Origin of the sequence: Mucilaginibacter paludis DSM 18603 (assembly GCF_000166195.2) — a bacterium.
Classification (GTDB): Bacteria; Bacteroidota; Bacteroidia; order Sphingobacteriales; family Sphingobacteriaceae; genus Mucilaginibacter; species Mucilaginibacter paludis.
On the sequence record NZ_CM001403.1, the window covers coordinates 23276 to 48570 of the forward strand.

The 25295-nt window shown below is 43.0% G+C and carries 16 protein-coding genes; 5 read left to right on the forward strand and 11 right to left on the reverse strand.

Annotation, left to right across the window (positions count from 1 at the left end):
• Positions 1 to 2: 2 nt before the first annotated feature.
• A complete protein-coding gene (gene kdsA, locus MUCPA_RS00110; protein WP_008503735.1) occupies positions 3 to 779 on the reverse strand; it encodes a 3-deoxy-8-phosphooctulonate synthase in 777 nt (258 codons plus the stop codon).
• A 511-nt stretch (positions 780 to 1290) separates the two neighbouring features.
• Between kdsA and MUCPA_RS00115 the strand changes: the two genes are divergently transcribed.
• The gene (locus MUCPA_RS00115; protein WP_008503736.1) at positions 1291 to 2001 is read left to right on the forward strand and encodes a hypothetical protein; all 711 of its coding nucleotides are present in this window, start codon (positions 1291 to 1293) and stop codon (positions 1999 to 2001) included.
• 64 nt (positions 2002 to 2065) lie between these two features.
• On the opposite strand, the gene MUCPA_RS00120 is transcribed toward MUCPA_RS00115, so the two are convergent.
• Together MUCPA_RS00120 and MUCPA_RS00125 are read right to left on the reverse strand one after the other, a co-directional pair.
• Entirely contained in the window at positions 2066 to 3349 is a 1284-nt protein-coding gene (locus MUCPA_RS00120) for a M16 family metallopeptidase (RefSeq protein ID WP_008503737.1), read from the reverse strand.
• Between the two features lies 1 nt (position 3350).
• Positions 3351 to 4586, reverse strand: a complete 1236-nt coding sequence (locus tag MUCPA_RS00125; RefSeq protein ID WP_008503738.1) for a M16 family metallopeptidase — start codon at positions 4584 to 4586, stop codon at positions 3351 to 3353.
• Positions 4587 to 4818: 232 nt separating this feature from the next.
• Between MUCPA_RS00125 and MUCPA_RS00130 the strand changes: the two genes are divergently transcribed.
• On the forward strand, positions 4819 to 5658 hold the full coding sequence (locus MUCPA_RS00130; RefSeq protein ID WP_040625556.1) for a universal stress protein: 840 nt from the start codon (positions 4819 to 4821) through the stop codon (positions 5656 to 5658).
• Positions 5659 to 5953: 295 nt separating this feature from the next.
• Complete coding sequence (locus MUCPA_RS00135) at positions 5954 to 7315, forward strand: pyridoxal-phosphate dependent enzyme (protein ID WP_008503741.1); 1362 nt, start codon at positions 5954 to 5956, stop codon at positions 7313 to 7315.
• Positions 7316 to 7528: 213 nt separating this feature from the next.
• Here the strand turns inward: MUCPA_RS00135 and MUCPA_RS00140 are convergent, their stop codons facing one another.
• Both MUCPA_RS00140 and MUCPA_RS00145 read right to left on the reverse strand, forming a co-directional pair.
• Positions 7529 to 9064: a RagB/SusD family nutrient uptake outer membrane protein gene (locus MUCPA_RS00140; RefSeq protein WP_008503742.1), complete on the reverse strand. Its 1536-nt coding sequence runs from the start codon at positions 9062 to 9064 to the stop codon at positions 7529 to 7531.
• A 21-nt stretch (positions 9065 to 9085) separates the two neighbouring features.
• Positions 9086 to 12316: a SusC/RagA family TonB-linked outer membrane protein gene (locus tag MUCPA_RS00145; RefSeq protein ID WP_008503743.1), complete on the reverse strand. Its 3231-nt coding sequence runs from the start codon at positions 12314 to 12316 to the stop codon at positions 9086 to 9088.
• Positions 12317 to 12500: 184 nt separating this feature from the next.
• Between MUCPA_RS00145 and MUCPA_RS00150 the strand changes: the two genes are divergently transcribed.
• Complete coding sequence (locus MUCPA_RS00150; protein ID WP_008503751.1) at positions 12501 to 13022, forward strand: helix-turn-helix domain-containing protein; 522 nt, start codon at positions 12501 to 12503, stop codon at positions 13020 to 13022.
• A complete protein-coding gene (locus tag MUCPA_RS00155) occupies positions 12944 to 13843 on the forward strand; it encodes an IS3 family transposase (RefSeq protein WP_157544057.1) in 900 nt (299 codons plus the stop codon). Before MUCPA_RS00150 ends, MUCPA_RS00155 begins: the two co-directional genes overlap by 79 nt.
• 222 nt (positions 13844 to 14065) lie before the next feature.
• Here the strand turns inward: MUCPA_RS00155 and MUCPA_RS00160 are convergent, their stop codons facing one another.
• From MUCPA_RS00160 to MUCPA_RS00185, 6 genes are all read right to left on the reverse strand, one after another.
• Positions 14066 to 15220 carry an oligogalacturonate lyase family protein gene (locus tag MUCPA_RS00160; protein WP_008503760.1) on the reverse strand — a complete coding sequence of 385 codons (1155 nt, stop codon included), beginning with the start codon at positions 15218 to 15220 and terminating at the stop codon, positions 14066 to 14068.
• Positions 15221 to 15224: 4 nt separating this feature from the next.
• Positions 15225 to 16004, reverse strand: a complete 780-nt coding sequence (locus MUCPA_RS00165; protein ID WP_008503762.1) for a polysaccharide deacetylase family protein — start codon at positions 16002 to 16004, stop codon at positions 15225 to 15227.
• A gap of 69 nt (positions 16005 to 16073) precedes the next feature.
• Positions 16074 to 17417 (reverse strand): rhamnogalacturonan acetylesterase, encoded by a 1344-nt coding sequence (locus MUCPA_RS00170; RefSeq protein WP_008503764.1) that lies wholly within the window; start codon positions 17415 to 17417, stop codon positions 16074 to 16076.
• Between the two features lie 31 nt (positions 17418 to 17448).
• Positions 17449 to 19428, reverse strand: a complete 1980-nt coding sequence (locus tag MUCPA_RS00175; RefSeq protein WP_008503765.1) for an alpha-L-arabinofuranosidase C-terminal domain-containing protein — start codon at positions 19426 to 19428, stop codon at positions 17449 to 17451.
• A gap of 429 nt (positions 19429 to 19857) precedes the next feature.
• Positions 19858 to 21474, reverse strand: a complete 1617-nt coding sequence (locus MUCPA_RS00180) for an arylsulfatase (protein WP_008503766.1) — start codon at positions 21472 to 21474, stop codon at positions 19858 to 19860.
• A 57-nt stretch (positions 21475 to 21531) separates the two neighbouring features.
• A complete protein-coding gene (locus tag MUCPA_RS00185; RefSeq protein ID WP_008503767.1) occupies positions 21532 to 25290 on the reverse strand; it encodes a DUF4450 domain-containing protein in 3759 nt (1252 codons plus the stop codon).
• Positions 25291 to 25295 lie beyond the last annotated feature (5 nt).

Here is a 25295-nt window from a genome sequence, read left to right on the forward strand (position 1 = left end):
GCCTATCTAATCAATGGTTCAATAACAGCTTCCAGTTGGTGTAATTTTACCATGTTAGGGCCGTCGCTTAATGCATTATCCGGATCCGGGTGTGTCTCGATAAAATAGCCATCTGCTCCAAAAGCTTTTGCGGCCAGCGCCATCATCGGCACAAAATTGCGGTCGCCACCGGTTTTACCCCCTGCCCCACCGGGCCGCTGTACAGAGTGGGTGCAATCCATACAAACGGGATGGCCAAACTGCTTCATATCATAAACATTTCTAAAATCAACAGCCAGGTTATTATAGCCATACATGTTACCCCGTTCCGTTAGTATAATTTGGTTATTACCCGCTTCAATTACCTTTTGCGCAGGGTAAAACATATCCTGACCGGATAAAAACTGCGCCTTTTTTACATTTACTATTTTACCGGTTTTAGCAGCAGCTACCAGCAAATCGGTCTGCCGGCATAAAAAGGCAGGTATCTGTAAAATATCCACCACTTCGGCAGCGATGGCCGCCTGGTAAGGCTCGTGGATATCGGTAGTTAAAGATAGCCCGAAGCGCTCTTTTACATGATTGAGCATCTCCATACCTTTTTCTATACCCGGCCCGCGGTATGAATGTATTGATGTACGATTGGCTTTATCAAAGGACGATTTAAAAACTACAGGCACTTTGTATTTCTGCCCAAGAGCCGCAACCCGCTCAGCAACGGTAAATAAAAGATCCTGATTTTCCATTACACAGGGGCCCAAAATGAAGAAGGTATCACTCTTTATCTGCTCAAATAACATAATTGCCTTTAATTAAATACCGCAAAGATGAAAATTATTGTGAGAATGTGGTGGTAAAAAGCCAAGTACCATCAAATTTATATTAGCCTTTCGGCTAAACTTGTGATATGGCCTTTCGATGAAATTTAAACATTAAATTTTACAAGGGGCGGACATAGCCATATAAAATATAAACATTGATGCAACAAACCATTCAAATATATTTAGCCAGCTTATTAACATATTGATTATCTTGACAATGTGGAAAAAAGATGTGTTAAAAACACGTTAAAATATTAGTCTGCTAACCCTATAGATTTTATATTTGCTTAATTGTTAATTTATCAATTTAAACCACTCGTTCTTTATGATAAATAATGAGGTCAGTTATAAAAAGAGGGATAGCCAAAAGCTGTCTCTCTTTTTTTGTTAGCCCGGGGCACAATTGAGCATATAAGGTTTCCATTTTATTTTAGGTGCCAACAACATTTCGGCCATAATAAAGTTTATTATTTAAACCAATAAAAGATCAATGTATCGGTACGTATCTATAGTGCGTTTTTTATTCTTAATAATGGTTTGCTGCGAAGCAAAAGCTCAAACTACGTTACAAGGCCGGGTTTACGAATATGGCACGCATATACATCTACAGTCTATCAGGGTCACCAACTTAAATACCAAACAATTTACGATAACCGATACCGCAGGATTATTTTACATAAATGCTAAGGCTGGCGATCTGTTGGCATTTAAGGGTTATGCTTACCAGGCCGATACGTTAGTGATTATCAACAAAAACCGTCTTGAAATATACATGACACCCGAAGGCAAAACCTTAAAACAGGTTAACGTAACTGCACCTGATATTAAAACAGGGAGTTTAAAAGACGCCAACTTAAAAGGCAATACAGTTACCTACCAACGCGACGCAAACGGGGCCTATAAGGGTGGAATAGCCATTCGTTTTGGGTATGGGAAAGATAAAAAGGCACTGCGAAGCAAACAATTAAGCGACGAGGAAATTGCCGACCAGGAAATAGAAGATGCCTTTAGCGAAAAAAACGTTGCCAAAACTATACCCTTACGGGGACAAGAGTTAAAAGATTTTATAGCCATGTACCGGCCTGACATTAAAACCTTTAAAGCGCCCACTTTCAATTTAACGATCTATCTTAACGATTGCTACAAAAAGTACCAGGCCCTTCCGCCTGAAAAAAGAAAACCTGCTACGCTAAATCCTTGATAGACTGGTATTGAGGCTTTAGCCGTGAGTCTTGAGTTAAGGCTCAACACTCACGGCTCAGGACTCAAGAATTATACTTCCCTACAATTACTTTGTAAAACTGATCAAAATCAAGATACTGATTGGCCAGTTTTAATATTTCATCAGATGTAATATTGCGCACTACATCGGTATACCGGTCGTAATATTCAAAATCCAGGCCAGAGAAATAAACATTCTTAAATTTATCGGCATGCGAAAAAACATTTTCCAAACTACCTAATAACGAGCCCAGCATGTAATTTTTCACCAATGAAAGCTCTTCCGGACTAATCAGTTCTGTTTTCAGGATGTTAATCTCCTTTTCAATCTCGTTCATGGTGGCGTTGGTAAACTCGGCGCCAACCTCGGTAGCTATAAATATGGCTCCGCTGTTTTTCATGGACGAAATGCCCGAACCTATGCCATAGGTATAACCTTTATCCTCGCGGATATTGGCCATCAGGCGCGAACCGAAGTACCCACCTAAAACAGTATTTAATACCTGCAAGGCCGGAAAATCAGGATGGTTTCGGTTAATGGTAGTGGTGCCTATACGGATGGCCGATTGTAGCGCGTCTGGTTTTTCAATATAATTAAACAACTCGCCTGACGGATCGGCAACTGGCTGGGTGGTATCAGCCGCCTGGCCGGTGTTGGCCCAATCTTTATCAAAAGAATGTGTTATAGCCTTCAGCGTGTTATCGTCAACTTTGCCTGACACAATTAGGGTGCAGTTATTGGGTTGGTACATTTGTTTAAAATGAGCCAATAAGTCTTCGCGGCGAAGGTTTTCGTAGTCGGCAGCGTCCGGACTAATGCCGTATGACGTATTACCATACACGGAACGGTTAAAGCCGCGCCTGGCCACAAAATCGTTTTTCTGCAAGCTAACCTGTAATTTCTGCTGCTGGTTACGGATAAAAGTATTTAGTTCCTTTTCAGGAAAAACTGAATTGGTTAATATATCCTTAATAACCGGCAGGGTATGTTGCAGGTGTTTGTTTAAGCAATATAAACTTACCTGCGAATGGTCAAAACCGTAGTCAACCTGTAAAAATGCACCGTAATAATCAACCGCGTCGGCAATTTGTGCTGTCGATAACGTATCGGTACCTTCGGTAAGCATGGTATTCACCGCTACGTTGAGCAATGGTTTTTCGGGATTAAAGCGCAAGTTGCTAAATATCCATTCAATACGTACCAGCTTTTGCTCGCCCGAATTAAACCAATATAGATTGCAACCGTTATCCAATTCAATAAAACCCGGTGTAATTAAATTAATATGGTCAATCGCCTTAAATTGAGGCGTCAAAGTTCTGTCTAACATGCTATTGGGCTAAATATACAAGCGTTGATGAATTGTCTTTTTGAAATAGAGCTTGGGCTTGCTGCTGTATCTGTTCCGCAGTAATGGCAAGATAACGTTCGGCTTCACCGTTTAACAATTCGGCATCGCCGAGCAACTCAAAATAAGCCAGGTTCATGGCCTTGTCTAATAAAGACATTTCTGAAAATACCATGGTTGATTCTGCTTTGTTCTTCACCTTAGTGAGCTCGTCAACCGGCAACAAGTTGTTTTTAAGCGCTTCCAACTCTTCCCAAATGGCCGCTTCCGCGGCTTCCATACTTACACCGGGCAAAGGTTTTCCGTCAATCACAAACATACCCGTATCCAGGCTTCCAGTCATGTAGGCATGTATTTCGCTAAATAGCTGTTTATCCTTTAACAAATTACGATACAACCGGGATGAGTTTCCGCGCGAAAGGATATCAGATATCAAGTCTGTAGCGTAGTATGAATTATCCTTGCGGCCCTTCATCTGGAAAGCGATATATAAGGCATCAAGCGGCACTTTAGCTGTGGTTGTTTCCCGGCGCTCATCTTTTTGAACGGGCTCCTGGGGCAAATCGCGATTGTATTTTTCGCCCGCGGGGATAGAGCCAAACCATTTTTCGGCAAGCTGCTTTACCTGTTCGATATCTACGTCCCCTCCTACTACCATGATGGCATTTTGCGGATTGTAATGTTTTTTGAAGAATGCTTTTACATCCTCAATCTTCGCATCTTCGATGTGTGATAATTCCTTACCAATAGTTGCCCAACGGTAGGGATGTTTTTTATAAACCAGCGGACGCAATTTTAGCCAAACGTCGCCATAAGGCTGATTGAGGTATCGCTGCTTAAACTCCTCCATAACCACGTTGCGCTGCACTTCTAAACTTTTCTCGCTAAAGGCAAGGCTTAGCATGCGGTCGCTCTCCAGCCAAAATGCGGTTTCGATGTTAGCGGAAGGCAGGGTGATATAATAGTTGGTAATATCGTTACTGGTAAAGGCGTTATTCTCGCCACCTACGCGTTGCAGGGGCTCATCATAACTGGGGATATTAACCGATCCACCAAACATTAAATGCTCAAATAGGTGTGCAAAACCAGTTTGATCGGGATCTTCGTCGCGTGCACCTACGTCATACAATACATTGAGTACTGCCATAGGTGTAGTTTTGTCTTCGTGAACAATTACCCGGAGGCCGTTATTCAGCGTGAAACGGTTGAATTTAACCATGTAGTTTATTATATCAGTTTTAAATAAAAACGGATTGCAAAGGTAAAATTTTTACTGAAGTTTAACATACTATGCCTATGAGTTGTAACAAGCTCAATTTAAATACGATCGGTATTTACCTCATATCAAATCAACTTGAGAAATGCTATTGTAACAAAAATACGACCCAAAAACTAAAGAAATGGACAAACAATCAGGTGGGCTGGCTGGTTGTACAATCTCTATACTATCAATGAAAAACATTCTTGTACTCATCAACCCTTCTGCCGGGGCAGAACGGATAGCCCGGCTGGCGCTTAAAGTTGCACAACAAAGTGGCTCTAATTTACTATTATGCAATACATTTGAGCTACCAATGGCCAAAACTTTGGTATTTGCCGGGAACGATGATACACAATGGCAGCAGGAGCCTGTTTTATCAGTTGAAGCATTAACTGATAAACTGAGTTATGAGCGGCAATACCGTTCCAATCGCGCAGAACACATGCCACAAATTAATTGCCTTACCAAAACCGACTTTAATGACGACAAGGTTAAAAAAGTAGTGGTAGATAACCAGGTTACGATGATTGTAACAGGCATAAGGGATTTGCTTGACCTCAAAACGTCCGACCTGATGCAAATGGTTAACAAAGCAAATTGCCCGGTTTTTGTAATACCCGACAATACGAGCTTTAGCTCGCTCGATAGCTCAGCCTATTTAACTGATTTACGCTATTGTGATATCGAGGTGATTAAATTTTTAAAAGCCTTTAACTCCAAAATATTTGTAACACACGTTTCTGCGAGCGGTATTCCCGATATGGAAGACGGCTACGCACAAAGCTTACTATCAGATGCGGTGGCCGCGCGCCTGGGATACAATAAACTTTTTTTAAGGAATGTAAAGGGCAACAACCGCAAAAAAGACCTCGAGACAATTACCAAAACTGCTTCTATTAAGTTTTTTACCATTGTTAACCAGAAACATAATGTGCTGGAGCGTTTTCTGTCAGACACAACCGAAACCAAACGCGCCTATCACCATTTGCCTTTGCTAATTGTTCCATATTTAAATTGGCACCAGGCTTAGACAGCGAAATTCTATAGTTTTATTACAGTAGGGGTTTCGCACTTCGGTATCAGCACTAAGAGGCGGAATTTATTCTTTAATATGAATCGGTAACGGACAGTCAGCTCGTTTATCAAAAATCCGCTCCTTACAATATTGTTTGATACTAAATAAAATTAACCTGAAGCGCTGGGCACATAACCTGGCCCTTTAAGTTTCAACCAATCTTTTTTCAATTATATCATCTATAAACTTACTTTTGTTTGTAAGTTTGGATATATACTACTAAAACCATCAACTTTATCAACTAAATACCATGTGGCATAACAATATATTAGAAACCGTAGGCAATACGCCTTTGGTAAAACTAAACAAAATCACTAAAGATATCCCGGCGACGGTTTTAGCCAAGATTGAAACTACCAATCCGGGTAACTCTATTAAGGATCGCATGGCACTCAAAATGATTGCCGACGCGGAAAAAAGCGGCTTACTCAAGCCTGGTGGAACTATTATTGAGGGTACATCGGGCAATACGGGCATGGGGCTGGCGATGGCTGCAATAATTAAAGGGTATAAGTGTATTTTTACTACTACGGATAAGCAATCAAAAGAAAAGGTTGATGCATTGCGTGCTTTCGGGGCGGAAGTAATTGTTTGCCCTACCAATGTTGACCCGGAAGACGCCCGCTCCTACTACTCGGTTTCATCGCGCCTGGTGCGCGAAACGCCAAATTCATGGAAGCCTAACCAATACGATAATCTCTCTAATTCGCAGGCTCATTACGAACAAACCGGTCCCGAAATTTGGGAACAAACCGAGGGTAAAATAACACACCTGGTGGCGGGTGTTGGCACAGGAGGAACGATATCCGGAACGGCAAAATATTTGAAAGAGAAAAATCCGGCCATCCAGATCTTAGGGATTGATACCTATGGCTCTGTGTTTAAAAAATATAAGGAAACCGGCATTTTTGATAAAAACGAAATTTATCCTTACATCACCGAAGGTATTGGCGAAGACTTTTTGCCACAAAATGTTGATTTTAGCCTGATAGACCATTTTGAAAAAGTAACCGATAAAGATGCCGCGCTGATGACGCGCGAAATAACTTTAAAGGAAGGGATATTTGCAGGTAACTCTTCGGGATCGGCTGTGGCAGGTACGCTGCAAATGAAACACCTTTTTAAAGAGGGCGATGTGGTAGTCATCATCTTCCCCGATCATGGTTCACGTTATGTAGGCAAAATGTTTAATGAAGACTGGCTACGCGAACGCGGCTTTTTGGCCGACGAGAAACTAACCGCCCGTAGCATCATCGCCAAGAAAGAAAAACAGGAGATCGTAACTATCGATTGCGAAAAAACAATTCTCGAAGCCATCAACACCATCAAATCCCTCAATATATCGCAGATCCCCGTAACGCAAAAAGGAATGGTAATAGGCAAAATTACCGAAAGCGATATTTTAGATGCCCTATTGGATAATCCTTCCTTACGCTCGCAACCTTTAAAAAGCATCGCTACTGCCCCCTTCCCTTTTGTTGATTTAAATACGGGCATCAATAAAATCTCTTCGCTGATCAACAAAGAAAACAGCGCCGTTTTAGTTGAGGATGACAAGGGAGCTATTGAAATTATTACACAGTACGATATTATTAATGCCATAAGCGGGTAGTACATACCACTATTAAAGGTGGCTTGGGTTATGTGATAACCATTGATAAAGCTTTCCCAATTTATGCGGGGTAATTTGTAATCAAGCCCGGTTGGCTCCTAAGCTTATCTGGTTCCTTAAGCGTTTGCAATATTCAAGTTGGGCGTTCGCCATAAGAAAAGCAGCCGTTCTTTACGATGCGGCTGCTTTTTTATGCCATAATATACTGATCGCCTAATATCCAGGGCTTTGAATATATAAACCAGGTGCCGCGTCTAATTGCGATTGTGGTACCGGGTAGATTACGTAATTTGCTGTAATAGGGTTAATTTTATTTTGAGCATCTTCCTTAGTCCTCCAGGCATTCATAATATCAACCAATTTGCCGCTTCGTTGTAAATCAAACCAGCGTAAGCCTTCGTTGGCAAATTCTTTTCTGCGTTCGTCTAACAATTGGTCAAAAGTTACACCTACCAATGGAGTTGTTAAACCGGCTCTGGCCCTTACGGCGTTCACAACGGCATCTACATCCGTAGCTTGCGAACCGGTAGCTCCATGTAAAACGCATTCGGCTTTTAACAGCAAGATATCGGTGTAGCGGATAGCAATGTAATTAATTCCCCAATCGAAACGGCTGGTAGTTGGTATTTTGGTAAAATCCAACCACTTTCTAAAGAAAGGACGATTTTCTGTGCTACCAGCCTGCGTGTAACCCGCTGTATAGATAGTGGCAGCTTTACGGGTATCGCCGGTTGCATAATCGTTCACTAAATCATTAGATACCGGTATAATTTCCAAACTCCCATTTGATTTGCTATCCTTAATAGAAAGGAAATATCCGTTAGGTGTTAGCTGCCATGGAAAGTCAGCACCGTAAATAGAAGAGCTTCCGCTCAGACCTGTTTGATACATCACATCAAATACCGCCTCCCTATTCCCTGTCGGCACCGGGCTTTGATTGCCATATGAAAAGATATTGGCATAGCTCGTAGTATTTAATGAAAATAAACCACTGCTAATAATATCATTTAATAATGGTATGGCTAAATTCCATTCGTTTAATCCTAAACCGGGGCCTTCAATACCATACGTTGCACCGGACCTGGCCATGTATACCTGTGCAAGCAACCCTTCTGCGGCGTATTTACTTGCCCTGCCTACATCTGTGCCTGTATACGAGGCTGGCAAGTTAGCTATGGCGTATTGAAGATCTGAAATAATGAGCTTATAAACGTCAGCTACAGGGCTGCGTGGTATGCTGACGGCATCGGTTGCCAATATCGGATGATCTACAATCGGCACTTTTCCAAAGTAACGAACTAAGTCAAAATAATAAAAAGCCCTTAAAAACTTAGATTCTGCCTGATATCTTGTTGCAATACTGGTTGAGCCAATAGCACTTCCATTGGTTGCTATTTGATCAAGTACCGTATTCGCTTTGAAAATCCCGTTAAAATCTGCACTCCAAGCTTCCTCAACATAGGTATTTGGAGCGATTCCCCTTGCAAAATTATTGATAGGATCCCAATCGCGAACGGTTACCGATACACCATAAATATTATCGGAGCGTATTTCAGATAAGTAATCTAGTCGGTCGGGATAGTTACGTAAAGATGAGTAAACTGCGTTCATTCCCTGGTAAAAATCGCTCGGAGTTTTGTAAAATGTCACTAATGTAGCCTGAGAAATCGGCAATTGATTCAATTCTTTTTTGCACGACGATATAAAAAATGACAATGCTATGGCGGAAATAAAAAATATCTTTTTCATTTGTTTTGATTAATAGGATGATTAAAATGTAAAGTTCAATCCGAATATCAACGATTTAGCCAATGGTAAACCTCCGTAATCCCCGGCCTCTGGATACACGCTATTTGAACCAACAGAAGTATTTTGCGCTTCCGGATTTAAACCGCCATAATATTTATCATGACCAAAGAAGTTCTCGGCGGTAACATAGATCCGCGCACCCTGAACAACCGGTAACTTAATCACATTTTTTAAATTATAGCCTAAAGTAATGTCCCTCACCCTTATATAATCGGAAGAGTACAACCAATCTGTATTACCAAGGAAACCAAATGTTGAGTAAGCCTTACTTACCCGGCCCGCGCCTGTATTATCGGCAGATTTCCAACGATTCACATAAAATTCGGGAGCGTTGTCTGTAAAGCCTTGGCCTGTACGGGTAATTGCCCTTCCTAATAAGGAATAAATAGAGCCCCCATTTTGGCCTTGAACCAGTACGCTCAAATCAAATCCTTTAAAACGAAATGAGTTAGTAATACCCCAGGTATAATTAGGACTTGGATGCCCCACTATTTGCCTGTCATTTGCATCGATTACGCCATCGTGATTATAATCTTCATATTTAGGATCACCAACTGTTTCTGAACCTGATAGGGCAACTTTATTGTTAATATCGGCCTGAGTTAATATACCAACTTGCCTAACAACATAAATACTGTTGATTGATTCGCCTACACGTAAAATAGTATGGCCATTATTATTGTCTAAAGCCGAGGGAATAATGATCTGGCTCTGATTACCATATAATGATACAATCTTATTGGTGTTGTGGCTTATATTAACCGTTGTATTCCATTGGAACTTACCAATCAGGTTACGTGATGTTAATTCAAGTTCCTCGCCGATGTTGCGAACTGCACCCGCATTAGAAATGATATACGAAAAACCTGTACTTTCCAGTGTAGGCACGTTTAACAACAATTGTGTATTGTATTTATTGTAATAGTCAATCGATCCGGTTAAGCGGTTATTAAACAAACCAAAGTCTATACCGCCGTCCCAGGTTTGCGATTTCTCCCATTGTATATCTGGGTTAGCTAAAACATTTTGAGCCTGGCCATTAACTGCAGCTTGTGTTGTACCTAAAACATAGGGAGATGAAGCGATGGTGGCTATGCTGGCATAATTTCCGATATTGTTATTACCATTTACACCAAAGCTCACTCTAAATTTCAAGTCGCTCAAAGTGGATTGCTTTTTCATAAAGCTTTCTTCGATCACTCTCCAGCCCAACGATGCAGATGGAAAAATCCCGTATTTAACATTCTCGCCAAATTTGGATGAACCATCATCCCGTAAGCTGGCTGATAACAAATATTTATCTTTATAGCTGTATTGTACACGGCTAAAATACGATACCAGCACATTTTTCTGACTGGTTGTATTACCTGAAACATTTGCAGCGGCGTTTAAGGTTTGTATTACCGCGCTTGTATAGCCGCCAACTGAAGAAAGCGAACTTTGATCTAGCCTGTCGACGTTGTACGATTGTCCAAGCAATATATTTAAGCTATGTACTTTATTAAACTCCTTGTTATATGTAAGTGTATTTTCATTTACGAAGGTTTGCCTTCTGTAGCTACCGTATGTTCCAGATGTATTTGCCGTAAGGTTGGTATTAGTTGAAGCATTGAAAGTGCGGTTAGATAGCTGCAAAGTAGTTATGTATGGCACGTATGTGCTTGTATTGTTATCAGTGTTGTCCAGGTTAAGTGAGCTTCTGAAATTTAAGCCCTTTATAATTTCATAATCGCCATAAATGGTTGCCAGCGTACGAAACCGTTTGGTTTCACCCACGTTGTACATTAATTTACCGTAGGGGCTATTGGTGGTATTACTCCAGGCATATTGTGCATTTTTACCAATATTAGCCAGTAGGCCAACTGAATCTTCCTGTATCGGGCTCATGCTCAAGGCTTGATGAAAGATGTTATCTTTACCCTCAACACCAGGATCCTCGGTAATAGAATAGCTTGGTGCTATATTAGCGCCGAACTTTAAATTTTTAGCCACATTTACTTCCACATTTGCACGCATGGAGTAAATTTTATAGCCCAAGCCGCGCACAAATCCGTCTTGATTAGTATAGTTACCGGATATAAAGTAATTGGCTACATCGCTCGCACCACTAACGTTAAGTTCGTTTGTCTGCATAAAGCCCTTACGCTCGATGGCGCTTTGCCAGTCAACATATTCTAATCCAGGATGCCCCGGTAATGTCCAACGGGGATCAAGTTGATAGGCGGTACTAAAGGCTCCCCCATTCATGGCGGTACGCGTTGCTGCGTTATCATTAGCTGTAGCACCGGCTGCACCATATTTGGTAACATAAGCGGCATTAATCATCTCGGTAGCCCGGTCAATCCATTCATCACCATTAAGCATTTTTAATTTTTTACTTGCTTCGTTATAACCTAAAGATGTATTAAAGGTAATTTTAGGCTTACCTTTGGTACCATGCTTGGTAGTGATCAAAACAACTCCGTTGGAAGCCCTTGATCCATAGATAGCAGCCGCTGCGGCATCTTTCAAAACTTGTATATTTTCAATATCAGCCGGATTGATGTTATCAAGTGGGTTGCCGCCAACAAAACTGCCATTACCTGTATTGCTTGAATTGTTAGATAACGGAAACCCATCAATTACATAAAGGGGCTCGTTACCCGCTGTAATGGAGCCAGAGCCACGCACCTGAATGCTAAAAGCCTTGCCTGGGACACCTGTAGTTTGCTTTACGGTAACACCCGCTAACTGGCCTACAAGCGCCTGGTCAACGCGGGTAATAGGTCGCTCATCCAAATTTTCATTTCTTAATGTAGCAGTGGCGCCTGTAACATTTGCCCGCTTTTGAGTACCATATCCAACAACTACAACCTCGCTGAGTTGTTTTTGGCTTGATACCATGCTGACGTTAATCACTGGACTGGCGCCTACAGTTATCTCTTGCGGATTAAAGCCCAGAAATTTGAATACCAAAACTGCTCCTTTGTTGGCTTTGATGCTATATTTACCATCTAAATCGGTAACGGTTCCAATGGTTGTGCCTTTTATCAGTACCGATACAGAGGGCAAAGTGGCACCTCCATCGTCTTTAACAACACCGGTAATATTTCCGTTTTGAGAAAAAGCACTTGAGATAAACAACACTGTAAATAGCGACACCAGATACAGCTTCCTACTCCTGCATAGAAGTATAAGTAAATTTTTATCCATAAAAGTAATTAATAATAGTTTAAAGCTTATTGCTTGTTAATTGGTTATTGCAAACTTAGATTAATAAAAAAAGTTTTGCATCCTGTAGTGTGCTGCCCTGTAATAGTAATAATACAAAAAAAGGGCGTAACCAAAATGAAGTGAACCCCAAAAGTTAGACAAAAACTTTTGGGGTTTATTATTTATGTCAAAGCACACATTTGAAGAGAAACTTGATGTAGTTTCTCAAGTAAGAAAGGGAAAGCCGATTCTACGGATATCCCGCGAACGCCATATCCGTGAAGGCATGATATTGGAATGGGTTCGGAAATATGATCTTTATGGCGAAAGTGGGCTGCTCAAACAACCTAACGTCAAGCCCACGCCTGATTTCAAAGAAGAAGTTGTAAGGCTTGTCATAGAAAAAAAAGTACCTTTAAATCAGGTTGTTCTGGAATATAGATTAAGCAAGACTGCTTTAGAGCGCTGGGTAAGATCAGTACGGGTTGAGGGATATGCAGTACTATACCAGCAAAAGAATCCTGGACGACCACCTAAATGCATGGGAAGATCAAAGAAGCTTGAACCTGAAACAGAAGTAGAGAAGCTCCAGGCGGAAAATAGCCGTTTGCGGGCGGAGAACGCACTATTAAAAAAAGTCACGGCCTTAGTCAAGGAAAAAGAAGCCCGCGAACGCATGAGTGGGCAAAAGCCATCGAAGAACTAAGGCCCGAACATGATGTTTCAATTCTATTGGATTGCAAACAGATGGCTCGTTCTGTATTTTATTATCATCGCAAGCGCCTAAATGATGATAAATACAAGCATGAAAAAGAAGAGATCGCAAGTATATACCACTTGCATAAAGGCAGATATGGTTATCGGCGGGTCACCGCCGAAATGAAGAACCGGGGTTATAGCATAAATCACAAGACTGTCCAAAAATTGATGGGAACATTAGGCCTAAAATGCAATATCAGGAAAGTAAGTTATCGCTCATACAAAGGTGAGGTTGGTAAAATTGCCCCTAATGTACTTGAAAGGGATTTTGAGGCAAATCTGCCTAATCAGAAATGGGCTACGGATGTCACTCAGATGAACATTAAAGGGGAGAAGATCTATTTATCTCCTATAATTGACATGTTCAACGGGGAAGTCATTTCTTATAGTATTTCAAAATCTCCAAATATGCAGATGATAGATGAAATGTTATATGAGGCTTTTGATAAAGTGAAAGATATAAGGGGACTTATTTTTCACTCTGACCAAGGGTGGCAATATCAACATTATGGATATAGAAAGGCTTTGGAAAAACATGGAATTATTCAAAGCATGTCCAGAAAGGGAAACTGCTTGGATAATGCCTTGGCCGAAAGCTTCTTTGGGATCTTAAAGACAGAATTACTGTACAAACAGAGCTTTGAAACTGCGGAAGAATTTATAACTTCGTTAAAAGAATACATTCATTACTATAACAATGAAAGAATAAAAAACAGGTTAAATGGAAAGAGCCCGGTGGAATACCGAGCTCTCGTACAAAAAACTTAATTTTGTAAACTGTCCAACTTTTTGGGGTCACACCAAAATTGCCACGCCCCTTTATTTTCTTAAAATAATGCTAATCATTAACTTAACATAAATCCTTTATCCGATAAGGTATATTAAGCCGACATTTCTAATTAGCTTGAGTTATTTTTTTGCTATCTCTACAGCGTAAATTTGCTCCGCGCCCTCAAAATTAGCCCGGAAAATGATCCATTTTTCATCCGGCTAAAAATGCACATTCGGCTCAAGGTGATAGTTATGATGGCTCATATTCACTAATTTTTCTGATTTAAATTTGTCCCCCACGGGTTTAAACAAATAGATCCACTCGCCATTGGGAGCTTTAGCTACCTGGCCAGGATCGCCTCCATCTCCGGCAAATGTTTTTTCGTCGCGCGATACGTTAAAATGGATCGACCACTCATTACGGTCCATCTGGTAAATGCGGTCTTCTTTACCGGTTTTCATATCAAAGGCAGCCAGGTAAAACGTTTTGCCCTTTGGCTTTTGCAAATCAAACCATTCCCGGTTTCCACTTACGCCAAAAAATTCGTGACCGGCAATTTCGTTCTCCATCGTGCGTACGTGCATCAATGTGTTTTTACCGGTTTTGATATTGATGTTCCAGATCCGGTCGTTCTTTTCCCAGGGGCCCTCATGGCAGTATGATAAAATATCAGGGTCGGTAGGCGAAAACAACAAATGGTTAGTCCACTCCTTTTCGCGGTGAATCTCTTTGATCTCTTTTGTTTTAATGTTAACGGTGTACAAAACATGCTCTATATGCGCTTCCCAGATCCTCCGGAAAAAGTCCTTCTTTTCAGGATATTTGGCATAGATTTCGCGCTCCTCATCACCGACTGCTTTCACACAAGCCAGGTAAGTACCATCAGCATTAATTGTACCGGCACGGCCTTTAAAAGATGGCTCGAATGCGTATACCAGATTGTTCTTTTTGGTATCCACATTTACGGCAAAAACACTATCGCCGCTTTGGTAATAGGCCGACCGCGTTTTGGGGCAAACCATCTCGCCCGCTATTTTGCCTGCATGGTTTGTTAACTGTTCTATTTTTTTTGTTTTCAGGTTGATGGAAAATAGTTGGTTACCAATAGGAGTACTGCCGTAAAATACCATCAGGTCGCCCTCGGTGCCTATTTGGGGTATAAAGCAATTGTTATTAAAATAAAAACTGGCATTTGTACCTGCACGGTTTACCAGGCGGATCACTTTATGGCCGGTGCTCTTGTCTGTCCACTCGCTGGGCATCGGTTTTTTTGATCCAGTTTCTAACACAGTTTGTGCCCGGGCTTCATTAAAAACTATACCCCACTGCACAGCACATAAACCGGCGATGGTTAATTTCCGAAAGTTTCTCATTAGTCTATTGTTTAAAAATTGGTGTCAGTTCAAAGGCCTTGTTTACATCTATGTAGCGCTTTAGATCGCGCATAGCAATTACTTTGTAGTGGTTATCATGCATATATTTCAGATAACCCTCAAATAACTCCGGAGGCGTGTTTACCCAAACATGGGCGCTATCGGGCACGCCATGAATAGTTAATACAATCACCTTACCATCTTTAGCCTGTTTTAAAGCATCATAAATAGTGGTTGAGTTATTCTGCAAAGTGGTAAAGCCGGGTATCAGGTAAGGGTGGTCTGTAGTTGGGTTATATGCCCTGTCCCATCCGGCACGGGCAAACAGGTATCCTTTTTCTTTAAGCACAACCATCGCTTTCGGACTGGTATCATATCCCGGATAGGCAAAACTTACCGGTTTAGGGATATGGTATTCTTTGCATTTGTTTTCGATGTATTCCAGTTCGGCAATAAAATGAGCTTTATCCAATTTATTAACGTGACTATGATTTTGAGTATGATTGCCAATTTCAAAACCCATCCGGCTGAGTTGTTTAATCTGCTCCCAGCTCATGTACCTCGTTTTATCGCTAAAGGGAGGTTTCAAAAATTCGCATACAAAAAAGGTTGCGCCAAAACCATATTTCTTTAGTAATGGCGCAACTATGGTGGCGTGGCTCAGCACTGCGTCGTCAAAAGATAATACCACCAGTTTATCGGGTATGGGTTTACGCAATACCTGTGCTACGGCTATTTCAAACAGCAACGGAAGCAGCAATAAAATGGCAAATAACTTTTTCATTAAACCTCAATTAAATCAGCAGGCCAACAAATTAGCTTTCCGGCTTGATGCTTTTCTTCCCTCTACTCCTTAATTACCGTCTGGTTTAACCAACGTGCCCTGCAATACCGGGCTCGGCGGACTTGGAGGCAAGAAAAACGATTCTACCGGGTCGGGGTGCGAAGGATCAAAACGCGGCGCATCAATCAGGTATTTTCCTAATCCTAAATGATTCCTTCTGATTCCTTCAATAATACATTTGGCAATCTCGTAAGCGCCGTAAACATTAAAGTGCGTATTATCTTCCAGTAGCTTATCCTGCCCCGGATAGGTGTTGGCAGGGTAATGCACAAACGCTTTTTTTGATTTTTCCACGCCAAGCGCGTTGTAAAAATCCGCTGTCATGGCATTGATATCAATCAAAGGCACATTCAACTCCTGTGCTACCTTACGTGCGGCAGCCGGGTACTCGCCCAAAGTATTTACTACCTTACCGCTATCATTAAATGCACGGCGGCTGGTGGATGTAACAATAACCGGTATAGCCTTTTTTGCACGAGCTTCGTTGATATAAGCTTTTAATCTTTCGGTATATGATTTATAGGGCCCATCGTTGGCGCCTTTCTCTTTCTGGTCGTTATGGCCAAATTCAACAAACAGGTAATCTCCCGGCTTAATCATACTCATTACCTTATCCAGGCGATGCGAGCCCATAAAGCTGCCCAGCGTTAAACCCGATTCGGCATGATCTGCAATGGCTACACCCGGTTTAAAAAAGCGCGGTATCATTTGCCCCCACGATGCCCAGGGCTCGTCATCCTGATCAACCACAGTAGAGTTACCAGCCAGGTAAACAGTGATCTGATCGTCTGCCTTTGTAATTTCAATCGCTTCAACACAAGGGTGGGCACCCGCAAATTCGAGGGTTAGCTTATTGTCCCAGTCCAGTTTTCCTAACTCGCGGGGTTTTAAACTCACTTTACCACCGGTACCGATATTAGGCTTCCGTATGTTAACAACAAAGGTTTTAGTCACAAATTCGCCAGGGGCGGTCGCCACTTTTTCGAGCATTAACCTTCGCGATTCCGCCTTAACCGTTGTTTCGGTCTTTTCTTTAACATCGCCCAGGGTTACCGTTACCTTATAATTGCCCTCCGGTACATTTACCGAAAAGAAGAAGGGCTTATCAGCAGTTAAAAAGCTACTTTTCAAAGTCATTTTTGCATCGCGGCTTACTGCCCGGGCGGTTGAGCCAAAGTCGATACCATAACCTGCATCTTCGTTAAAAACCGAAGCCGCAGAAATTAGTGTATAACCGGCAGGCGCCCCGCCCGTACCCAACTTAAATTTAAAATTTGTTTGCTGTGCCGATACCGTTCCGGCAAAGGCAAGTAAACCGCAAATACTTGTTGATAGCTTTTTAAGTTTATTCATATATATACAGCAGGATATGTTCCTGATTTAACTATTTATAAGAAACCTTGATCACATTGACCGATTTAGGTTTCAGCTTTAAAGGCGATTTACCCAGATCGGCGGATGCCAGAGCGGTTTCTGCCGGATAGACCCTTTGAGGATCATTCAGCGTATTGATATCCAGATCATTTGCCGAGCTAAGCTCCGTCCAGGTGGCTTTGCCATAAGCCGGGCCATTTTGCAGGCTAAGCTTTACCGGCATTGGCTTAGACGACGTATTGACTATCTTTACAATTAACTGGCGGTTGGTTTTATCAATAACCGCGCTCGAGTAAAGGCTATCCTTGCCGGCCAATATCTTGCCGTCCATTAATGCCGGTACTACATCTGTACCTTTATTATTGGCAAATAACTTTTGCACATAGTAATTAGGTGTTGCTACAGAACGTAGGTTATCAAACCAAATTAAATCCGGACGCCATTGCCAGGCTTCCACGTGGGCCAACAAGGGTGCGTACGATGCCATTTGCACTACATCGGCATTGCGTTCCAAGCCGGTCATAAAGGCGGCTTCGGCCAGGGCGCTTATCCAGGCGTTCATGGTTTCGGCATCTTTGGCGGTTTTAGGTTCTTTGATGTGTGCAGCATATTCGCCTGCAAATATTTTGCTGCTGTTGCGGTCGTAACCGTCATACCGCGAAGCGTTTTGCATAAACCAATCGGGCGACTGGTAATAGTGCTCATCTAAAAAATTTGCCTTTTGCACGCGCAGTTCCTTTTGCAAATAATCAAACTGCGCTCCTGATGGCGATGGGCCCGAGCTGGTAATCAGCTTAATATCGGGATATTTTGCATTCAGGGCTTTGGCAAACAACTTATAGCGGTCCAGGTATTGCACATCCCACTGCTCATTACCCACTCCCATCATTTTAAGGTTAAAGGGCGCCGGGTGGCCCATCTCGGCCCTTAATTTACCCCATTTGCTGGTTACCGGGCCATTGGCAAATTCAACCAGGTCAAGCGCGTCCTGTATAAAAGGATCGATCTGATCAAGCGGGGCAACCTCGGCGGTGTTATACTGGCAGGCCATGCCACAATTTAAAATAGGCAGCGGCGCAGCACCAATATCTTCGGCTAACTGGAAATATTCAAAAAACCCAAGCCCGTACGATTGAAAATAGTCGGGCGCGGAGCGATGAGAGAACTCGGTGTTCCAGCGATTGATGATCAATTCACGATCTTCAACCTTGCCTACCGTTTTTTTCCATTGGTAGCGGTTTGCCAAATCGCGCCCCTCAACGATACATCCACCGGGAAAACGGATGAAGCCGGGTTTTAAATCGGCCAGTTTCTGGGCCAAATCGGCACGCAAACCATTAGGCCTGCCTTTCCAGGTATCTTTCGGAAAAAGCGAAATCATATCCACATCCAAAACTCCCTCGCCCTCAAATAAAACGGCTAAATGCGCTTTAGCATCGGTAGCGGTGGAATTAAACGATACCGAATATTTGTTCCATTGATCTGTAAAATTTTGCAGGGCGGCTTCACCTAATATTTTGTTATCAGTGCCAAGCAGCTGTATTTTAATTTTAGTAGCGCCGCTGTTTTGGCGGGCAAATACCGAGAAATTGTATTGCTTGCCGCCTTCAATCCCCATACCGCGGAAACCTTCATTCTCCAGCCCATAGCTACCCGAAGCACTTTTAACGGTAATACGGGCAAAGCGCGGGTTGTTACTGTTAGCTTCACCACGGTTAATAATCAGCGTACTGCCGCTTCCACCATCGTGTTTAACTTCTTTCCAGCCCATCAGGGGGCTTAAAAACTCAAACGACCGGTTTTTAACCAGTTCGGCATAAAGGCCGCCATCAGCCGCGAAATTAATATCCTCAAAAAAGATGCCCCACATATTCGGGGATACTTTTGCAGTTGGCTTATCAACCAAAACAGTGATATTTTTAATATCCTGCCCAAATAACGCGTTGCTCAATACAACGCAAACAAAAAAGATCCGGGTTATTTTTCTCATAATAATTTAAAAGTAGAAACATTTCAACTTCTTTATCAAAAATTGAAAAATATTTTTCTGACTCTTTGGTTTATATCGGCATGATGCAATTGCCTGCATCAAGAATATTTAAAAGTAGATCAAGCCTGGATTATAATCATCCTGCCCCATCCTGTTATTGGTGTGTGTAACTTGATTATTACTTAGGGGGAAGCGAGAGGCAGGAAGCAAGAAGTTAGAAGCAAGAAAATTTGGAAGAGGAAAATCAGACCTGCACTTGTGGCTAATGCCTTGCACTGAGCCTGACCCGGAGGAGATGCCTCACAAAGCAAAAAAGCGGATGCGAAGGTATGAAACCCAACTCCTCGCTTCCCGCTTCTAACTTCTTGCTTCCTGCCTCTATCCTCTTGCTTCTAACTTCTTGCTTCTTGCTTCCTGCTTCTAAAAACTTCACTCCCCTACGCCTATCGGCCTGCCGAGTTTTTCAAAGGGGATCACTCCGGCGCGGTTTGCCCATTGGTTGTACAGGGCGGTCAGTTCGGCTACTTTTTCGGGGTATTTGGCGCTCAGGTCGTTTAGTTCGGAGCGGTCTGTTTTAATATTGTATAATTCCCATTTGTTGGCCGGCTTTTGCGATACCAGTTTCCAGTCGCCCTGCCTTACGGCGCGGTTACCTTCGTGCTCAAAAAATAAGCCGTTGTGGCCCTTCCAGGTGTGGCCGGTGAACAGGGGTTTTAAGCTGATGCCTTCGGTGGGGATGATGGTATTGCCATGATAGATTTTAGGATAGCTTATACCTGCAAAATCAAGACAGGTTGCCATCAGGTCAACAATGTGGCCAGGCTGACTGCTGATACCGCCGGGTTTAATCACTCCCGGAAAATAGGCTATAAAAGGTGTTGCGGTACCTCCCTCATATTCCCAATGTTTAAATAAACGGAAGGGTGTATCACTGATGTTGGCGCCAAGGCTTTCGTACGAAGTGAACGAGGTTGGATCGCTTGCGGGTTTCTTACTGGCTTCTAACACAGCCGGAGTAAAGCCCGGCCCCTTGATGCTCTCGTTACTTGCCCCGTTGTCCGACAAAAACATGATCACCGTATTTTTATCCTCACCCAGTTCTTTCAGCTTTTGTTTAATACGGCCAATGTTTTGATCCATCCTATCAACCATTGCCGCGTAAACTGCCATTTTGGTATCAAAGCGGTCTTTTTCTTCGGGCGTAAGGCTGTCCCACTCGGGCACCAGGCTATCGCGCGGTGATAGTTTAGTATCCTGGGCTAAAATGCCTAATTGTTTTTGGCGGGCCAAACGCGCTTCGCGCAACTTATCCCAACCCTGCATATACTTGCCTTTGTATTTGGCAATATCTTCGGGCAAGGCCTGGATAGGCCAGTGCGGGCTGGTAAAGGCCATGTATAAAAAGAAGGGCTTATGGGTTTGCTTGTTTTGCTCAATAAACTGAATGGCGTAACTGGCATACTCGTTGGTAGAGTACCAGTTAGGGCCTGGTGTAAACTCCTTATCATCAAGCGCTATGGTTAATTTTTGCTTGGGCCGGTAAGGCATGGTTGGCGTAAAATAACTGCTGGCGCCATCTATCAAACCAAAATAATGATCAAAGCCCCGCTTTACGGGCCAATGTTCCGGCGACTGGCCAACATGCCATTTACCGGCCATCAGCGTATTATAGCCGCCTGCTTTAAGCGCCTCGGCTATGGTAACGCAGTTTTGGTTTAGATAACCCTGATAAGCCGGTTCGTTACGGGTGTTCATCATATCGCCTACCCCGGCCTGGTGCTGGTATAAGCCCGTAAGCAGCGATGCTCGGGTTGGGCAACAGCGCGAGGCGTTGTAAAACTGTGTCATGCGTAAACCACCCTGAGCCATAGCGTCAAGGTTAGGCGTCTGGATTTCTGATCCGTAGCAACCTATATCAGAGTAGCCCATATCATCAGCCAGTATGATGATGATGTTAGGCTTTTTAGCTGCCGTTTTGGTTTGGGCTACAGCTGTAAACAGGCTTACAGATAGCGCTAAGGTAAATGCCGCTTTATATATTTTCATCGGTTTTAATGTATTACTCAAATCTAAAAATAAACTACCAATTTAGTATACTTTATATTAATTTCGTACCAGGGTAACAGCCATTAAGCCGATCATAACATCGTTAGCTAACGTTTTTAACTGTAAAGCCTTTAATTCCTTGGCGGGATTTAAGGGAAGATCCAGTATGGTACCTGCTCCCCCATCGATCCCCCGGTTAGAGAATCCTTTGATGCTTTTAAAATCATTAAACGCAGTAGCCGCTAAACCGCTTTTTAAATACACCCTGATGGGCCTGGCCGCGTTGAGTTGAAAGGCATAGCCATCATCCTCATAGTCCTGCTCAATGGGCCACCAGGTTTGCGGATTTTTCAGTTCTAATACCTCGGTAGTATGATCAGTATATTCAATAATGACCTCGCCATTGGTGATGCGGCTTTGCATCGGGTTGGTTGAACCCGCCATCAGGAAATAAGCGTGAGATGCCCGGCCCGTTAAAGGGACTTCGGCCTGCTTTGGATAATTATCCCATTGCGAGGTGAAGAGGATGTTTTTCTCGCCTGCTTTTCCGGGCGTGGCAAAGCGGATATGCTGTGGTGTATCAAACTCGTTTTTATCGCCGACGGCGCGCCTTAAGCCCGAATCGTCAATATTAGCTTCCACCAACGGATAGCACCAGTTGCCTATCCCCTGCCATGGCAATTGTAAGGTTACCGATTTAGGGCGTGGCGACAGGTATTTATTTTTGAAAATATTGGTTACCTGATCATTAAAGTATGGTGTCAGGTTGATGGTTTCCTGTTGGGCGGCACTCTCCTTTTTGATATTCCAGTTGGTGATGGTTTGCTGAAGAAATTTGTTATTATATTCGATTCGAATAACATTGCTACCAGTAATTAAATTATTTATTGGGACAGTTATAGACTCGGATATATTTTTTTTTCCAATTACTATGTCTGAAACAAACTGGTTGATTCCAGGATTTACGACAACCTTCCCTTTGAAATCATCCAGATTAATCTTCAATTTGAATGTCAGGCTATTATTATTTAGCTGATCATTAGCAATAATTTGAACATCTGGCGCAATTTCAATATCAGCAGCTACCCACCATTTAAACTTTCCATATGCAATAGGATAAAACACTGTGTGATCAGCGTAAATAACAGCAGTATCACCATTTAACATTTTAAATGCTTTTTGAGGGTCATAAATTAACCTATTGTCTTTTCCGGAAATCATCTTGTCGATACGCAGATCCTTATACCCTACAGAGATGGGACCATCGACATTCCTGATAATCGGGTTCATTTCCAGTGATGGTTGTGATTCATCTGTAGCCCAGTTTACTTGAATATTATACCTTGCATATTTACCTAGACTTATTCTCAACATTGGCAATGTGATAGCATCATCAATATTCTCCCAGTTAACCTGTCGACCATTAACAATTATTGATTTGACACGAAGAGTTTTCGCTTTAATCTCAATAACTAAATTCATCCTCGTAGGAAAACTTTGAATGATAGTGTAACTGTCCGTAAAGATATAGTCGTCCTTTTTTGAATTACGCGGTTTAATTTTTGATTCTTTAAAATCAAATTGAATATCTGGCGTATGCAACGATGCATGATCCCACTCCATCGGGAAACCGGGTTTGATAAGCAGTTTACCGTTTAAGGCATCAGGATGGATACCGAATAAGCCTTCTATCAACGATCTGCCTGCCATCCCGATAGGGTCGCCAAAATCGCGGTACAATTCTCCGCGTGTCGAATCATAAAAGGATAACTGGTCGAAATTGCCGGGGCTGCTTTCTAAAAACATACTGTTCAGCAGTGATCCTTTCCATAGCTTAAAAGCCTCTTCGGCCCTACCGCCCTGCCAGTAGGCCAGCGAAGTATGGAGTACTTCAGCCAGCACCACGTTATTGAGCGACCAATCATAAGGCATCCAGTTGGTGGTGGACATGGTGTAGAAACCATCGGGTATTCCTTTTACCCTGATCGGGATATGAGGAATGTTATTATCTACATAGCGCAGGGCCTGGTAAGCCTGAAAATTATCCGGAACCTGAGAATCTATCGCGTGATAAACCGTCCACAAGGCGGCCGCCGGGTGCAATAGCTTATTGCCCAGCAAATCCTGGTACTCGGCGTATTGGCCGGTTTGCGGCATCCATAAGGTTTTATTGATGGCGTTTAGGATATGTTCCGCCTCTTTTTGATAAGGGGCCGCATCCTCACCTATCAGCTTAGCCAGTTGTGCAGCCGCTTTATTGGCCCGGTAATTATAGGCTGATGAATGGGTTACCCCACCGCCACTGTATTGCAGGGCATCGCTGGCCCAAATAGCGCAGTAAGCATCATACAAACCGTCGCCGTCGGCATCAAAATTCCGTTTTTCCCAGGCTAAATGGCGTTTAATTACCGGCCACATTTGTTTTACGTAATCCAGGTCGCCGGTCCAGTTAAAGTGATTGAGCAGTTCATCAATAAAAACCAGGTTCATATCGTAATGGTGAGGCTGTATTTTGCCCCCTGGATTACGGCTGATGTACCCGCTGCTAAACATGGCATTGCCCAGCCTTTCCTGCTGGCGGGCCAGGTGCAACGCGGTATCGGCCACAACAGGCCCGGTTTCTGGGCTGGTGATCTGCGATAACGCATAACTGCTAAAATGCGAACGAGCCCTATCGTGCCAGCCCAATACATCGGCTACATACGGGCCTCGCCAGGCATTTAAACGCATACGCCAGGCTACGGCACCATGCATGTAGGACGGTGTTTCCCAAATGGCATCGGCAGCCACACTAAGCACCCCACCGAGGGTATTGATATACGGGTCGGGGGTATTAACCTGTACCCTATCCGCCAATTTTTGGCGTGCGGCCTCGGCAGCGTTAAACAAACCGGGGAGCTGGGTATAAGCGGTAACAGCTTGCTCTTGCGGGCTCTGAATTAAAAAGTATAATGCTTGCTGGTTGACCGGTTTAATTGTTCCGCTAATGGCCGGGGCCTCCGCAGGCCTTGAAGCCCAAAATTCAAGCGGAGAGTTTTGCTGTGCGGCATCGCCGATATGCAATTCGGCACCGACGGGAAACAGACCTGTTAGCTGGTTTTTTTGACTTGTTATTTCAACTGGCTTATCGCTACCAGGCTGTTTTATTTCATACCGGTCGGCCTCGCTACTGGCCTTGCCGGTATATTTTAGCGAGAACGAAGTACCGTTAACCTGGTATAAATTTCCCTTGCAATACTCGGGCTTTAAATAAAACGACGATTCGGGATCGGCACCCAAATCGCCATCCCGTGAAAACTTTTTACCCGTTGCCCCGCCAAATGCCCAAAACAATTTTACAGGTACATCGCCGCCCTTCAATTCGGCCTTTACAATCATACTTTCGGTTGTTGCGCCTGCCAATATGGTGATATGCAGGCTACCCTTCCCCAATAAAGCGTCGTGGATGGTATACAACATCGATCCGGCCCTGTAGCGGGCTTCTATCTGGCTGGCATCAATCAACCATTTGCTGGTATTGCCGCTAATTAATCCAAATCGTAGATTACCGCCCATGCCGGGTAGGTATAGTGCAAACTCGGGCAAATCGCCGGCCTCTACGCGGAAAGCCGTATTGGTACCGTACAAAGCCCGGTTAAACCGGTGCTTGCCGTTTACCAGTACAATATCGCGGCCTTCGGGGCGATAATTGATGCTTCGTTCCCGGTTATGCCACAATTTTGTGGACGGCCCATTTTGGGCCAGCAAAAAAGTTACGGGATAAAAAAAAAGGGCTAATGATAAACATATAGCCCTTTTTATTGGGTTTTTAAACATTTTTA